Raw genomic sequence first — 15,797 nt, 5'->3', positions numbered from 1 at the left:
TTAAAGTCGTTTCTTTTTATTTCTTGAATAATCTTCGAAAATCATATCTCCTAAACCTTGTAAACCACTGTAATATGCAGTTCCATTGTTTGTTTCTGTAAATTCTTTGATAAATTCCTGAAGATATGGATCTGATGCGATCATGAATGTGGTGATAGGAATCCTCAAACGTCTGCATTGAGCGGCAAGCGTTAGACATTTATTTACTATCTTCCTATCTAAACCAAAGCTGTTTTTATAGTAACCAGCTCCTTCTTTAAGACATGAAGGTTTACCATCAGTAATCATAAAAATTTGTTTATTGGCATTTTTTCTTCTTCTTAGAAGATCCATAGCCAATTCCAATCCTGCAACGGTATTTGTATGATAAGGTCCAACTTGCAAATAGGGTAAATCTTTAATTTTTATTTGCCAAGCATCGTTTCCAAAAACTATAATATCTAAAGTATCTTTCTTGTATTTTCTCTTTATCATTTCTGATAAAGCCATAGCTACCTTTTTGGCTGGAGTAATTCTATCCTCTCCATAAAGAATCATAGAATGTGATATATCAATCATCAATACAGTAGAGGTTTGAGTCCGATGTTCTTTCTCAATTACCTCTAAATCACTTTCATGAATAGAAAAAGAATCTACTCCATGATTAATTTGAGCATTTCGTAAAGAATCAGTCATTGATATTTGACCCAATGCATCTCCAAACTCAAAAGGTCGTTTATCAGAAGTAAACTCGTCCCCCTGCACTCCAGTAAAATTTGTTTTGTGATTTCCTTTTTGTCCTCTTTTCAGTTTCCCAAATATTTCCTCTAAAGCAGATTGTCTAATCTTTTGCTCACTTTTTGGAGTAATTTGGAAGTTACCTTCTTCATTGTTTTCTTTAATGTAACCCTTATTTTTTAGGTCATTATAAAAATCACCCATCCCATAATCATCATTTGTAATATTGTATTTTTTATCAATATTATTCATCCATATCATAGTCTCTGAAACATTACCTCCTGTAATGTTAATGAGTTCCATGAATATTTTGAGGAGTTCGGAGAAGACATCTCCATCAGGATTTTCTGGGGGAATATAATCTGTAAAACGATAGCCGAGCATAGAAGCAATTTGAAATTTATGATATATTCAAATTAACATATTCTCGGTTAAATTGTTCTATTGAGGAGTAAAAATATTTAGTTGTTTTTTGAGTAAGTCGTTAGAATAATCGAATGATATAAAGGAAATAAATCTGATTTTTTTTCCAATTCGATTACAGGTCGCTTTAGTTTTGTGGGTATTTTTTTCTCAAAAATGCTTTCTAAGTCTTTTTGTAGGTCTGACTTATTTGAAATATTGGTGTAGTAATTAAATATCATATCAAAATTTCTAACATAAGAAGACGTACTTCCTACAAATAGAATAACAATACTAAACCCAAAGATGAACTTTAGAAATAAAGCATATTTGTGACTGTGATACATAAATACCATGGAAATCAATAATAAGACTATAGCGAATATGATCAACCATTTCGATTGTACCATGTTCGAATACATTTTGTTTTTGATTTGTTCTGCCCTTACTTTTTGATCAACAATAAAACTTTGATCATTCGAATGAAAAGTTGTTAAAGGGATTTTGTGAATACTACCGTCAATTTTTTCTAAAAAAACACTGTTTTCAGATTCAGCTAAATATTTAGCTTTGAACATAGTTGTACCACTTACATTTGACCATATTCTATAGTCGTCGTATTCTGTAAGTTGTTTAGTATTTGTTTGACCAGCATAAACGATAGTACTAACTAAAAATAATAAAAGAAATAATAGTTGGTTCATTTGTATTTAATCTCAATTGATTTTGATGTTTCGCGACACCAATTTAAGTCATGCAAATTTAATAAAGTAGATAGTGAGATGAACACACAAAAATTGTACAACATTTAATTACAAAAATACAAATTGATTTATATTTTTAGTATTTATCAAAGTTGCGTAAATTTAATTTACAATTATTTAATGTTTTTATATAATTATAAGAAGACCGCCAATAATAAAAGAAAATATTGAAACGAGGTAATGATTATTAAAATGCTGAACAGCGTGTCCCGACAAATTTAATATGCCTCTATGATTTTTTGGCAAATCGTTGGAGAAAAACTGACCCTTATCATTTAATATTTTCGACTGCTCTTTTGATTTAATGTGCCACTGTTTACGTAGCATGTTTTTAGCGTTCCATTGATAAACTTTGTCATCAATAAAAATTTTAGCTTTAGTGCCCCAAAAATTGATCTTAATCTTTCCTAATTCCTTGTATTCATCATTTAAGATTTTAATACTAGTATTAAGATTAATAGTGTACTTGAAGACATATTTTGAATTTCCCCAAGTTCCTATTAGTTTGTGTAACCACTTCTTTTCTATTAGATTAGAAACATAATAGTGGTCTTTGTAAATTGTTTGTGAGGTCGTATTGGTTTTGGGATGCCAAATTCTGGATCGTATCATATGTAATATTGTTGTTCAAAACCAATGTAATAAAAAATATTATCAAATAAAAATGATATAATAAACCCTTTTTGTCATACATTTTTTGATTCTAACTCAACAATTAACTCATTAATTCGCTGTGTTTGAACATCTTCGTTCCTATTATCAAATATTCTCTGAATGATATCCCTTTGTCGTGATCTATGTAAGTTTTTAAAATTTTTAGCAGCTTTATCTGAAATATCTAAAAGAATGTTGTAAAGAATATCTGGGTTGTTTACCTCTTCATTATCAAGATATAATTTGATATGCACCTCATCGCCTTGCTCTTTTTTTATCTTCTTTCTTATCTCTTTTTTAATAGGTAAAAATAAAAGACCATCACCTTTAGGCATCAGCTTTACTTTTTCTAAAGGATAGCCATCTATACTTCCACTTACAGTCACCCAACCAAAATGAGTATTTCTATCAGAAGTAATCCCTGGAACATCTACATAGGACCACCCTCCTTTTCCTTCAAATTTCTGTATAGTTAACTTTAATTCGATCATAAAAAAAGCATGTTTGAAATATTATTCATCTCAAACATGCTTATTTATATTGAGTATATCAAATGATCTTATTCTTGATCTACTATTTGAACTCTATTTACTTCTCCTTCGAGAATTACCGTAAATCGAGAATAATCAAATGACATATCTGCACAAGCTTCTTCTTCGATTTCCATTTTATCCTCCATAGTAACTTGATTTCCTTCTTTCAATTCTTGAGAAAGGACTACAGCACCCACTGTATTTTCCCAAAGTTCAATAATCGCAGAGATTATTGGTAGATTGGGAATGTCTTTCATTTTTTTGAACAACTCTTCTTCTTCATCGTCCGTTTCTGCTTCCGATAAATCCATCAAAAGTTCATAATGTTCTTCTTTTAAGAAATACTCTTGATCGAGTTCCTGCTCATTACTATTTAAAATTTGAATTTGTTCTAATGTATTCATTTTTGGTCAAATTTTAGTTTAAGACACAAGTTATTCAAAATTTTAAAAATGAAGGAATCTATGGTTGTTATCTTACTGTTAATTGTGCTTACTTCTTCAAATTACTCTTATTAAACACATGATCCGGAATAGGAACATTATTTTCCATTTCCATCACCACAAAATCTGTCCCTTTTCCATCTTTCAGCACATCTTTGTAATTCATCTTAAATGGATAGTATCTATCGCCTACTTTTCGGATATCAGACATATTGATGGTTTTAAGCATTTGCCCACTTTTAGCAAAAAGATCTTGACGCATAGGGACTGAATGTTTTTTCTCTACCCACATTTTTATTTTTTGATAGGTAACATCCTCCGTTTTTGCGTCAAGTTCTAGAATGTAACACTCTTCTCCATTCATCTCTTCTTCACCTACAATTGTAGGTGCATACATTTCAACCAATTTCCTCTCTTGCATCATATCTTCATACGACATATCGGATCCATTCACAGATTGTCTTAACATATGTCCTGAAATTTGAATAGTACGATCTGAGGAAGGTGAGTAAATCCATAGTTTATCGTCCAACTTTAGCATTTTTGTCCCTTTCTCCCTTGCAGGTGATAAGTATTCAGAAAACGAATCTTCTGTACCTCGAGTAAACCCTTTGGTGATAATTTCTTTTGTCTTTCGTTTACCATAAACGATCATCTTTGTGGTGGACACCTTTGTTTTGGTGTACATATTCTGATCGATTTCTTTCAGTATTTTGTTAGCATCTTGTGCTTGACTACCTATTGATAGAAAAAAAGCACACAGAATAAATATCTTTTTCATTTTAGTATTTGATTATACTCCTAATTCATTAAATAATTGTGAGGTCTGACGTTTAAAGATCCCCCTTCCAGATAAAAGTGCTCCTAATAAGGTAGCCGCGACACCCGGAATAAAACCAATCCACAATTGCTGAGGAACAACTTTCGCTCTAATCACATTGGAAACTAACATGCTTCCTTGTCCGACTATATCAGAAATGTCTATTCCAACTTCTTGTAAATAATAAGTAAGAATTACACCCAAAACAGTTCCAATTACAGAACCTATTGCACCAATAATTAATGCCTCCACAAGCAAGGATTTGTATATCGCCTTTTTAGACTCTCCCATGGCAATTCGAATCCCGAACTCAGTATATCTTCTTAAACCACCTAATAAGCCTGTATTCCAAAGGACAATCGACATAGCTACCACAAATAATGTGGTAAAGAATCCTGCAATAACGCCAGCAAAATCTAAGATATAACTCATCCCTCCTTGATCTCTTAATGCCAACATCTCAGGTGCATATTCATCCGTATCAGATGACATTTTAGCATTAAAACTTTCTTTTATTTCATTGATTTTACCATCATCATATACATCATTGGGTAAAAAACCTAAGATTTCTTGAGCGGCATCAACCATATCCAAGATTTGTTCAGCATCTTTGATATCCACTATAAACGTTCGATCATCCAATACTGAAGTACCAAATGATACAGTTCCCACTAAGGTGAAATTTTGGAATGACATTGCACCATCCATAGTCGATCCAAAATAAGTGATTTTATCTCCTATCTTCACTTTCATACGATGGGCTAAGCCTTCTCCCAGAATCATTTGATAAGGTCCATTAGGTAAAGTTCCTTGCACTAAATTCTCTTCAAATTTCATTCGTTTTTCATCCGAACTATTTGATGAAAGATCCAAGGCAATACCACCTGCCATTCCTTGTGTTTTAGTTTGTCCTTCCTCGTCTGGGACATCCAAAATCCCTCCGAAATTGATACGTTTCACCCAATCTACTTCAGGATAGTCCTTTTGTAAATCAGCAATTAAATCGTCTGCATCTAACAACGCTAAATCAAGTGGTCTTTGAGCAATATTTTTCACGTATTCTCGACTCATCACTTTCATATGGCCGGTACTGAATCTAGCATTCTGATCGACCATATCGCCAATCATGCCTTGCATGTATCCCACAAAAAAAACAGAAAGGGATACGCCAAGTGCCACTACTATCACAGGAAGGACACTTCTACTTTTATCTCGGATTAATCCTTTAAATAAAAACTCAAACATTATTTTTTCCCTTTAAGTGCATCTACAGTATTCATTTTTGCAATTTTCCTTACAGGAAGGTAACTGACAATAGTGGATAATAGAATTACCCAAAAGACAGAACTAAATAAAAGTCCTGATGTCAGCATCGGATAGAGCTTTTCGCCTACAGTTACTCCCATTTGTCTGGATTGATCTTGATTTCCCAAATCAACCCCTTCAACACCCAACCAAGTAATTAATGGAACCGAGATCGCTGTTCCTATAATGGTAGCGATAAAAGCATACATTGTTCCTTCCAAGGTAAACAAGAACGTTACTCTCTTTTTTGTAAATCCAAGAGCGATATACGTCCCAATTTCTTTCTGACGTTTAAAAACAGAAAACACCTGAGAATCAAAAATGGCAATCAAAGCAATGAACATCAAAATGATATAAAGAAATGCAGATGATCCCTTTTTCATATCGACCATTGCCACAAATTCTTTTAGTAGTTCTTGTTGACTTTCAAATCTCCATTGGTCAGACAAATTATCCTCAAAAGTTCCTTTTACTAAATGATAGTTCGCTTCATTTTGCATACCTGTCATTTCCCAAAGTGTATGGATATCTACCCAAATCTGACCACCATCCACTGTAGGTACATTGGTTTTAAAAATATCTACAATTGTGATTTGCTTTGCATCAAAAGTGCCGTTTTTATCTTTCCATCTTAATAAGATTTGATCTCCAATTTTTAAGTGATTATCTGTGGCCATTCCATCTCCAATAATTGCGGGAATATCATCTTTACTTTGTGAAAAAGCAGCTGTGGGAAGTTTGACAATTTGTTGATCCACTGATATACCTTTTATTAAAATAGGAAGAAGTCTGCCTTGTGGATATAAATTTCCTTGTCTGATTAAAACAGGAGTCAATTGAGGTTGATCCAACATTTGAGCATGCCCACTTTCAATACTAAAAGGATCTAATTTATCGTAATCCGTTTGAATAATTTGACCATCCGCATATTCCCAATCAATTTGATCTCGTATGCCTTGATATTCCCACCCCGTATACAAGCTATTGAAGAATAATATCAATAAAAATGCAAAGGCTAAAGTGGTAATCGTTAACCATGTTCTTAAACCTGCACTGATGATATTTCGGTAAGCCAAACGGAAATTGAGAAGAAAATTGTGTACTATTTCCATGACCTATTTCTTTTCGTCGTTAACCACTTTACCATCTTCAAGAGATATGACTCTCTTTAAATATTTGATCACTTTACTATCATGGGAAGAAAAGATAAAAGTGATACCTAATTCTTCATTCAATTTCTTTAGTATGTCCATGACTTTATATGCATTGGCTGAATCCAAATTTGCTGTAGGTTCATCAGCCAATATAATTTGTGGTTTCTTGACAATAGAACGTGCAATGGCCACTCTTTGTGCTTGACCACCCGATATCTGAGATGGCTTCTTATCTGCGATATCTTCTAAACCTACCCACTTTAAAGCCTGCGTGACCATTTCTTTTCTTTTTGCCTTTGGTAATTTTTGAAGCAACAATGGAAATTCAACATTTTCATAAATGCTGTAAACAGGTAAGAGATTATAGGATTGAAAAATAAATCCGATGTGTTCATTTCTTAGTAATGCCGAATCTTCATCTGAGTTATTGGCAATGTTTTTTCCATTAATTTCAATGCTTCCTTCTGAAGTATCGTCCAAGGCACCAATTAGGTTTAAAAGTGTTGTCTTACCTGATCCACTCGGTCCGATTAAACCAGAAAATTCTCCTTTCGTAAAATTTAAGTTTATCTTACTTAGAGCAGTAAATTCACCATCTCCTACAGGAAATTTCTTGGTCACGTTGTTCAGTTCAATTAAGTTGTTTGTCTCCATATCTTAGTGATTTATAATTGCCATAAAACGAACGCCAAACCCAGATGTAAATTGGTTTAAATCGTTATTGACAATAGGTGATGTTATTTGAGTGGTTGGGTTATAATAGAGCATAAAATAGCCCGTCCACAAATTGAAATCGTGATTATAAGAAGCAAATGCTCCTGTCCCATTGTTGGTCCAATCCTGATAGACCATCAAAGAGACATTGTCGAAAAATGAAATCGGATAATTAAATGAAATGGCAGAGGTGTTTCCCCTATAGTCTGCTTTATTCCATTCTTCTCCATACCATAAGAATAAATGTTCAAAAACTATATTTAATCCATTTATGGTATAATCCGTTCCTAAATTAAGTAATGTCTGATTAGTGAAAATACTGATGGGGTCTTGTAATTTTGTATAACTCCCTTCGAACCACAATCCAACACCAACATCCCATTTTCCATCAATACCATATTTATTTTCTATTGTATTTATGTACTCAGGATAAACAGGATCTTGATTATCATATATTGCATTTCTATGATGATAAGAAAAAGCAATTTCGCCTTTGGGTGTAGGTAGTTGCAATCTTCCACCATATTCAGGTGATTTTTTATCAGATGGTAATACATCAAATCCTCTTCTTTCTTCATTACCATACAATACCCAAAACCAAACGTTTGCATTGTTTTTGAAATAGTATTTACCTAAAGCGGAATACACTCCATTCGTTAAACCTAAAGGATCTCTAGGGTCAATTTGATTAAACCATTGAAGCGGTCGCAAGATGCTAGCTGATCCAAAATCAATTTTCTGTAAACCGACTCGTATTTCACTATTGGCATAGGCGTATCTCACCCAAGCACGGTAGGGATTGATGTAAGCATTGGTTTTTGGATCACCTCCGGCATATTGTACATCTGCATATAAGTTGGCAGATCCATAAGCAGAAAACGATTGTAATGAATCGATTTTATATTCGTATTTGAGTTCTGGGATATACCGCCCACCACTCCATAATTTCAATTCGCTATCATTAGTATAGGTTGTAAAGCCTTGAAACATCCCATTAAATTCTAAAGAGGATTGTCCAAAAGAGTGAAGCGAAATCAATATCAATAGGTATGTTAGTTGTTTTTTCATCCTACTTTCTTTGTCCGTAGATACCGAAAAAATAAAATTTTGTGGCCTGCTTAACAGCCTCTTCAGGAGTATCAAACATTTGAAGTAACATTGGATCACTCGCTACTTGTTGCGTTTTTTCCATCATGTACATCAAAAACTCAATACTAAAATCATCTCCGACTTCCCCGTTGGCTTTTGCTTGCATCAACTGTTCTATAAATAAAGCTGTACTTTTCTTTTGATGTTCCATTAAGAAATCAAGTATTTCATTTTTTTCATGGAACATTGACATTAATTCCTCCATAAATGATTTACTCATTTTCTTGCTCACCTCAATTTTCATTAAGATGATCTCATTAAGAAAATCTAGAAAAGGTAATTTTTTGTCTAATAACTTTTGATAATCATCCATAGAGGCCTTAAAGAATTGTTTAAGTACTGCCAATAAAATGTCCTCTTTATTTTTAAACTGACGATAAAAGCTCATTTTAGAAACACCTGCATCTTCGATAATTTCGGTAATGTTTACCTTCTTAATTCCTTTATCTAAGAATAAGGTCGTTGCAGATTGTATGATTTTATCTTTTGCTTTCAAAATGTTACTTTTTTATATTTATGATACGAATATAGTAACATTTCAGTAAATATGTATCATTTGATAATTATTTAACAGAAATAATTATCTTCGAAGGATTAAGCAGTTATACATTTAAAATTGGGAAAACTTAGAATATTATTTTTTTGACTAATCAAGGCAGAATTGAAGAGCATAGTATGTCTACGTGATGAAATTCTAACGCAGAGTAGTCAAAAAAAGAAGGTCTAAAACTTCCGATTTTGATTGTATAATTGCTTAGACTAAAGCAAAATCATAAATTAACAATGACTGATACCAAAGACGTAACAAGCAAATACGAGTTGCTAAAAAAAGAAATCTACGACATGTCTGAGAAAACTGCTTCCTGGAGTGAAGGGCATAAGAGTAAATCATTTTGGATATATATGGGAATCGCTTTTTCGTCCTCTTGCATTACTTTTTTAGTGGCTATTGGAGATGATTTAGGTGAAGACTTACATTTTGCAGTAAAATGTATGACACTAATTTTTAGTGCTTGCAGTGCTTTATTGGCAGCTTGGGATGGCTTTTTTAACCATAAAGAATTATGGGTAAATTATAGCGAAACAAGAAATCATTTGAGAACTTTATTGTTCGAACTTAAGATGTTGAAAGAGGAAGACAGAGATAACGACAAAGTTTTAAATAGATTTTATAGTCAGTATAAAGATATAGTTCACGAAAGTAATAGTAAATGGAAAGAATTGAGGACAGATGATTAGTAAAGTATTTCTTAACTGAATAAACCTTTTAACTTCTCTAGACCTCGCCCTATTAAGTTTCTGGCCGATTGTTCATTCATATCCATCATGGATCCAATTTCTTTATAAGAGAAATTGGAATAAAATTTAAGCATTACAGCCTCATATTGTCTCTTAGACAATGAGGCTAAATTTTTCTTCAGTAAAACTGATTTTTCAGCTTTTTCCTCAGATTGAATTATCAATGTATCGAAGCTTTGGTCTTCGACTTCATAGACATGAGTGACATCTTTATTAAAGATGCTTACTTTCTCATCAGATTTAATGTTTTTATGAATTTTCCTTCTTAGGGAGCGAAATAGATAAAACTTTACAGAAGTTGTTTCTGATAATTTATCATGGTATTTCCATATATCCAGAAACATATCGTGTATAGCATCTTCTACTTGGTCAGAATTTTTACATAGTTTGATACCATAAGCATATAGACTGTCGAAAAATAGATCATATAGTTGTTCAAAAGCTTCGTAGTCGCCTTCACGGACACGACTCCAAATATGTAGATCAATCATGTTAGTTTTCATTGGTATTTTGATCAATTTAAAGAATAATTATTAAAATTTAAAGTGATTTTCTTTTTTGTATTAAAATAATTGTCGATTCGACACCTATTTTAATTTTTTGATCTACATTTTTTGGAATACCGTCATTAAGCTGTTTAATATCAGTACCTTTTAAAGTGATATTTATAGATGTTTTTGTTGGGTTATTGATAATATGAAGCCATTGATCTTTCGATTTTAACGTATGATGTATGAGGCCTTCTTTATCGCATTCCAAAATTTTATTTGATACAAATTGTTGATCCATTTCTAGATTATGCCAAAGGTTTTTAAGGTTATTTTTGGAGTTTTTATTTTCCAAAGCTAAAGGTGATGGAATCCAAGTGACTGTACCTTTTCCAATTGAACTTTTAAGACCTACTATTTTTGAATTATTCTGATAAATTACTTGGGCATTCTTGTTCTTTATTTCAGTCATAAAACCAGTAGTGACAATGTTTTCATGAATATCAAATTGTGTGTTGGATGGAAGGTGTTTAATTTCTAAAATCTCACCACCGGTAAGCAGTTGCAATTTGAAATCAGAAGTAGGTTCAAAATTTAATTGAGCATCATAAATACCTGTCAAACCATCAATTAAAACCTGTCCTCCTTTTTCAGTGAAGTCTCTCAAATCTTTAATCATCTGATCTTTCATTACTACCTGATGAGATAGAATAATCAGTTGACCTTCGTAGTTACTTTTAGAAAAATCGAACTCTCTAATTTCTTTTAAATTAGGTTGATAACCTTCATTTTGAAGAAATTTATAAAACTCAATAGAAGAAAGCATTGTACTTCCATAATCTCTTCCTGTCGTTGGACCTTGCCACGTCTGCAATGCTTTTTCAGCCCACATCGATTCTCGATTATAGAGTATGGAAATATTACTTTCAATTACCTTTTTATCCCTGAAAAAATTTTCATTTGTTTTTAAAAACTGATTGATTTTCTGTACTTCTTCCAATCGATCAGTCATTCCATTTTCATAATTTACCAAACCCCATTCTCCGGCCTCAATTCCTGATTTTCTAGAATTAAATGACCAAAATATAATTCCCTCAGCACCTGCTCCAATACCTGTCCAAAGCCACAAACCTATTTCTTCTTTTGTAGGACACAAAGGGTAATAACCACTATATATATTTGTCCCTCCTTGTAATTCTGTTATCCAGAAGTTGTTTTTCATGGCTCCAGAATGAATCAATTTGCAATTAGCAGAAAATGCCATCGTATAATCTTCACGTGTAAACCAACCATAATGCCAACTCGGGTGAGCCGAAGCACCTAAAGAATTTAAAAATTCACTCCACTTTGGAAAATCGTATTCTCTTGCCAATTGGAAGGCCATATGGTTATTGACATGTAAAGCTGTTTCTTGATCAATACTTCTCACTTTTGAAGCAATCCAGTTTAAAAACCATGTATTGTATTCCGTAAGGAAAGCTTGGGGCGACATGAATTTTTCCTCAAATGCAGTAATACTTCTTTTTGATTTCCACTCTTGATACCTTTTTTGGGTAAAATCATCTTTTGGAAAATCACCTACTCCCGGCTCATTAATCAACACCCAAGCAAAAAGTTGAGAGTGTGACTTATAATGAGTCACAACATGTTTCATATACTCCTCAATTTGTAACAATTGTTCTTCAGAAGAAGGTAATTTCACACCGCCTATATCATCTACACTTGTTGACGGAAATAAGGTAGCAAAAATCTTTACATTATGTTTTTTAGCACTAGCGAACGCTTTATCAAATAAAGTAAAGTCCCAATCTCCTTTCTCATTTTTCAGATAAGATTCAAACATCCTTATTCTACAGACCGTCATTCCCGTACTTTCCATTAGGGCAAAAAGTTGATCAATTTCCTCATCTGACTGACCAGGTTCAATAATCATTTGAGCACCAATCATGGGTAGACCATTATTGGACTGAGCATTTAGAGTAAATTGGAATAAGAGTAATAGTAAAGTAGTGTAAAGTGTATTATTCATCATGCTATAATGTTCTACAGAGGTTGTATTCTTAATGTAAATTGATAGTTGTTAGGTGTAATTTGATAAGGAGTTAATGGTTGATATCCCCAACTGTTATCACCACCTACTCCCATTTGTTTATGGTCGATGATAATATGTGTCAGAGGGCGTTTATTAAAATCACTAGTGTGTCGTTGCATTTTCTTATTGCCTGCATCAAAGTCTGAGGGCATTTGATGATGTGTAGTGAATATAAAATCTTCGTTAGAGGTCAATTTAAATCCTACTCCTTCCTCATTATTCACTTCCAACCATCGAACATCTGATCTTGCTCCATTTTCTTGTGGACGGATATAATCAAACCCAAGATCAGTCACCTTGGAATCATATATCCCTAAAAAAGCAGCTGTTTTTCGATCTGAATAATTCTCGAAAGGTCCCCTGCCGTACCATTTTGCTTGATCAAAACCTTCATTTAAAGTCAATGACAAACCTACTCTAGGTAACATAGGAAGATCTTTCTCTTTTATATCAAGCTGATAATTAATATCAATTGCTCCGGTGGGATAAATACTGTAAGTAAGGCTTACGGTAGAATTTGATTGCCCAAGACTAAATACTGATTTAATTTTTACCTCTGAATGTGCATCATCTTCAGCAATTTGTTCAGATAAAACATCACAACTAATTAGCTTTTGATGTATGGTAGCATCTTTCCAAAATTTCAGAATTTTTGGAGTATTAATCCCAAAATCATTATCTGTTGGAGCTCGCCAAAAAGTAGGTTGTATAGGATTCAATAAAAGATTATCGCCCTTAATTTCATAAGTTAATAATTGACCTGATTGGGTATCAAATTGTATCTTAAAACCCTGCCCTTCGATATCTAAAATAGGTGTCTTATTTTCAATTTTTAGACCTCCTGTGATTTTAGTTGCAAGGATAGATTTGTAATGTTTTTCATTTAAAATAAATTCATCTTTAGCTACCACCGTTCCTTTTTCTAATAAAGGAGTATTCGCTTTAGTTTTGGCGAAAAGTTGCAATACAACTTCTCTAGAAGTATCAATTTCTAAAGGAAAATCAAATGATTTATTGGATTGTGGACCGATGTTTCCTATTTGGATATCTCCTTCTTTTTCAACTTTACCATCGATGAGCAATTGATAAGTAAAATCAAATTCCTTAAGAGAGGTAAAGAAAAATTCGTTGAATACATTTAGAGTATCATTCTTATAATCGAAATGTATATTTTGATACACCTTTTTGACTTCAAAAAGAGCAGGATGAGGTGTGCGATCTGCATTAACCAAACCATTGGCACAGAAGTTTTCATCGTTATGGTATTTCTGACTTCCTAAATCACCTCCATAAGCAAAATAGGGTGTTCCTTCTAAAGTATGGGTCAGCAAACCTTGATCTACCCAATCCCAAATAAAACCACCTTGTAGAATAGCATACTTTCTAATAACATCCCAATATTCTTTAAGGTTACCCGTGCTATTTCCCATCGCATGTGCATACTCACATTGAATTAATGGACGTGAAGCATCACTCTTTGCAAAGGCTTCCATGGAATCATATTTGATATACATTGGTGCTTGAATATCTGTATTTGAATCTTTTGTAGCTCCCTCATATTGAACAGGTCGGGATGCATCTACAGATTTCAACCAAGCATAAGTTGTTTTAAAAATAATTCCGTTTCCTGCTTCATTACCTAAAGACCAAGTAATGATAGAAGTATGATTTTTACTTCTATGATACATTCGTTGGGTACGATCTATATGCGCCAACTCCCAAGATTTAGTGTATGCAGGATGCCCTTCAATAGTAATCGGACCTTGATTCGTTGCCCCCATCCCATGCGTTTCAATGTTCGCTTCATCAATCACATAAAATCCATATTGGTCGCATAAATCGTAAAACCAAATGGGCTTGGGATAATGACTACAACGAATAGCATTGATGTTATTTGATTTCATCAGCTTTAGGTCTTGCATCACTAATTCTTTCGTTATATGATGTCCTTTTTCGGGATCATGATCATGATAATTCACTCCTTTTAATAAGATCGGTTGACCGTTGACTAAAAACTGTTTATCCTTAATTTCAACAGTCCTAAACCCGACTTTTTGATGAATATTCTGAACTTCTTTTTCTCCTTGCATAAAGGTAATGTACAAATCATATAAACGAGGTTGTTCAGCAGACCATGCTTTTATTTTCTTAATACTAAATTCAAGTGTTTCTTGTTGATTATTAATCTTTTTGGTGGATGAATATAGTAATTTATCATCATCAAATAATTGAACTTTATAGGATAAATTTTTAGTTGATTCATTTCGTTGAAAGTCAAGATTTAACTTCACATTTCCGCTACTATTTTTTGATGAATAATCAGCAATTAAAGTATAATCATTGATGTGATTTTGAGGTAAAGCATACAAAAACACATCTCTTTCAAGACCGCTTAAACGCCAAAAATCTTGATCTTCAAGATAGCTACCACTGCACCAACGGTAAACGGCTAGACTTAATTTATTGGGTTTATCCTTATGTAAATAGGAACTGATATTAAATCGTGCTTCTGTTTTACTTCCTTCATTATACCCAACAAACTGACCGTTAAGCCATAGATACATTCCTCCACTAACGCCATCAAATTGAAGTATTACTTCTTTATTATCCCAGTGAGCAGGGATTTCAAACTCTTTTACATAATGTCCAATTTCATTTTCATCACTTGCAATAATTGGAGGCTGTTTTGTAAAAGGGTAGACTATATTGGTATAAATAGGTGTACCAAATCCTTCTAATTCCCAGTTAGCAGGTACAGTTATAGTGTTCCAAGAGGAAACATCTGTGTGTTTTTTGTAAAAGTTGGATAGAAAAGATTGTTCACCTCTCACATGTAAAAACTTCCACTCCCCGTTTAATGATAAATAATTGTCTAAATCTTGCCATGATTTATTTGCTTTAGCATCAGACAAAGACTCATATTTTGTAAAATAGGCTTGAGGTGTTAATTTATTGATCTCTACTACCTTCTCATCTTGATGTGGCTGCTGACCATAAATAGTACACATTGGCCAAAGTGTAGAAAATAAGAATAAAGTAATAGTAAAGTAAAATTTCATTTCATTAAAGATTAGTAAGTAATCCTGCTTGTTCCTTTCATGTATAAAGAGATGAAATTTAGATTTAACTCACTTTTCAATAGATTTTTTTAATAAAAAATTAAGACTGATTTTTTTATAAATATTAAAGCATTGCAATATGAATTAAGAAGGTAGTTTGAATGATATTTTAACCAACATCAAAAAATATTTTGAAAATAAATA

Annotated in this window: 15 protein-coding genes; 1 reads left to right on the top strand and 14 read right to left on the bottom strand. The window is 32.8% G+C overall.

Features of this window, described 5'->3' with window-relative positions:
- The 11 genes from MY04_RS23625 to MY04_RS23575 all read right to left on the bottom strand — a co-directional run bounded on the left by MY04_RS23625 (nucleotide 1) and on the right by MY04_RS23575 (nucleotide 9,151).
- A complete protein-coding gene (locus MY04_RS23625; protein ID WP_066214964.1) occupies nucleotides 1–1,101 on the bottom strand; it encodes a vWA domain-containing protein in 1,101 nt (366 codons plus the stop codon).
- A gap of 77 nt (nucleotides 1,102–1,178) precedes the next feature.
- Nucleotides 1,179–1,823, bottom strand: a complete 645-nt coding sequence (locus MY04_RS23620; RefSeq protein WP_066214961.1) for a hypothetical protein — start codon at nucleotides 1,821–1,823, stop codon at nucleotides 1,179–1,181.
- 186 nt (nucleotides 1,824–2,009) lie between these two features.
- Nucleotides 2,010–2,495: a hypothetical protein gene (locus MY04_RS23615; protein ID WP_066214959.1), complete on the bottom strand. Its 486-nt coding sequence runs from the start codon at nucleotides 2,493–2,495 to the stop codon at nucleotides 2,010–2,012.
- A 74-nt stretch (nucleotides 2,496–2,569) separates the two neighbouring features.
- Nucleotides 2,570–3,028, bottom strand: coding sequence for a YdeI/OmpD-associated family protein (locus tag MY04_RS23610; RefSeq protein ID WP_066214957.1), 459 nt, complete (start codon nucleotides 3,026–3,028; stop codon nucleotides 2,570–2,572).
- A gap of 68 nt (nucleotides 3,029–3,096) precedes the next feature.
- Entirely contained in the window at nucleotides 3,097–3,474 is a 378-nt protein-coding gene (locus tag MY04_RS23605; RefSeq protein WP_066214955.1) for a hypothetical protein, read from the bottom strand.
- An 88-nt stretch (nucleotides 3,475–3,562) separates the two neighbouring features.
- Nucleotides 3,563–4,294, bottom strand: a complete 732-nt coding sequence (locus tag MY04_RS23600) for an outer membrane lipoprotein-sorting protein (RefSeq protein ID WP_066214954.1) — start codon at nucleotides 4,292–4,294, stop codon at nucleotides 3,563–3,565.
- A gap of 12 nt (nucleotides 4,295–4,306) precedes the next feature.
- Nucleotides 4,307–5,578: an ABC transporter permease gene (locus tag MY04_RS23595; RefSeq protein WP_066214952.1), complete on the bottom strand. Its 1,272-nt coding sequence runs from the start codon at nucleotides 5,576–5,578 to the stop codon at nucleotides 4,307–4,309.
- A complete protein-coding gene (locus MY04_RS23590; RefSeq protein ID WP_066214950.1) occupies nucleotides 5,578–6,750 on the bottom strand; it encodes an ABC transporter permease in 1,173 nt (390 codons plus the stop codon). The genes MY04_RS23595 and MY04_RS23590 overlap by 1 nt, the downstream gene beginning before the upstream one ends.
- Before the next feature lie 3 nt (nucleotides 6,751–6,753).
- The gene (locus MY04_RS23585) at nucleotides 6,754–7,446 is read right to left on the bottom strand and encodes an ABC transporter ATP-binding protein (protein WP_066214948.1); all 693 of its coding nucleotides are present in this window, start codon (nucleotides 7,444–7,446) and stop codon (nucleotides 6,754–6,756) included.
- A 3-nt stretch (nucleotides 7,447–7,449) separates the two neighbouring features.
- On the bottom strand, nucleotides 7,450–8,574 hold the full coding sequence (locus MY04_RS23580; RefSeq protein WP_066214946.1) for a hypothetical protein: 1,125 nt from the start codon (nucleotides 8,572–8,574) through the stop codon (nucleotides 7,450–7,452).
- A gap of 1 nt (nucleotide 8,575) precedes the next feature.
- Complete coding sequence (locus MY04_RS23575) at nucleotides 8,576–9,151, bottom strand: TetR/AcrR family transcriptional regulator (RefSeq protein WP_066214944.1); 576 nt, start codon at nucleotides 9,149–9,151, stop codon at nucleotides 8,576–8,578.
- Between the two features lie 287 nt (nucleotides 9,152–9,438).
- Here MY04_RS23575 and MY04_RS23570 point away from each other — a divergent pair, with 287 nt between their 5' ends.
- Nucleotides 9,439–9,894, top strand: a complete 456-nt coding sequence (locus tag MY04_RS23570; protein ID WP_066214942.1) for a DUF4231 domain-containing protein — start codon at nucleotides 9,439–9,441, stop codon at nucleotides 9,892–9,894.
- Between the two features lie 11 nt (nucleotides 9,895–9,905).
- Here the strand turns inward: MY04_RS23570 and MY04_RS23565 are convergent, their stop codons facing one another.
- The 3 genes from MY04_RS23565 to MY04_RS23555 are packed head-to-tail and all read right to left on the bottom strand — an operon-like array spanning nucleotide 9,906 to nucleotide 15,593.
- Nucleotides 9,906–10,445: an RNA polymerase sigma factor gene (locus MY04_RS23565; RefSeq protein ID WP_066216765.1), complete on the bottom strand. Its 540-nt coding sequence runs from the start codon at nucleotides 10,443–10,445 to the stop codon at nucleotides 9,906–9,908.
- Between the two features lie 49 nt (nucleotides 10,446–10,494).
- The gene (locus MY04_RS23560; RefSeq protein ID WP_066214940.1) at nucleotides 10,495–12,474 is read right to left on the bottom strand and encodes a beta-galactosidase; all 1,980 of its coding nucleotides are present in this window, start codon (nucleotides 12,472–12,474) and stop codon (nucleotides 10,495–10,497) included.
- A gap of 11 nt (nucleotides 12,475–12,485) precedes the next feature.
- Nucleotides 12,486–15,593: a glycoside hydrolase family 2 TIM barrel-domain containing protein gene (locus tag MY04_RS23555; RefSeq protein WP_066214939.1), complete on the bottom strand. Its 3,108-nt coding sequence runs from the start codon at nucleotides 15,591–15,593 to the stop codon at nucleotides 12,486–12,488.
- Between the last annotated feature and the right edge of the window lie 204 nt (nucleotides 15,594–15,797).

This window comes from Flammeovirga sp. MY04 (assembly GCF_001682195.2).
In the GTDB taxonomy this organism is placed as follows: Bacteria; Bacteroidota; Bacteroidia; order Cytophagales; family Flammeovirgaceae; genus Flammeovirga; species Flammeovirga yaeyamensis.
Note: the sequence above shows the minus strand (reverse complement) of the source record. Positions and strands in the feature narration are given on the sequence as shown.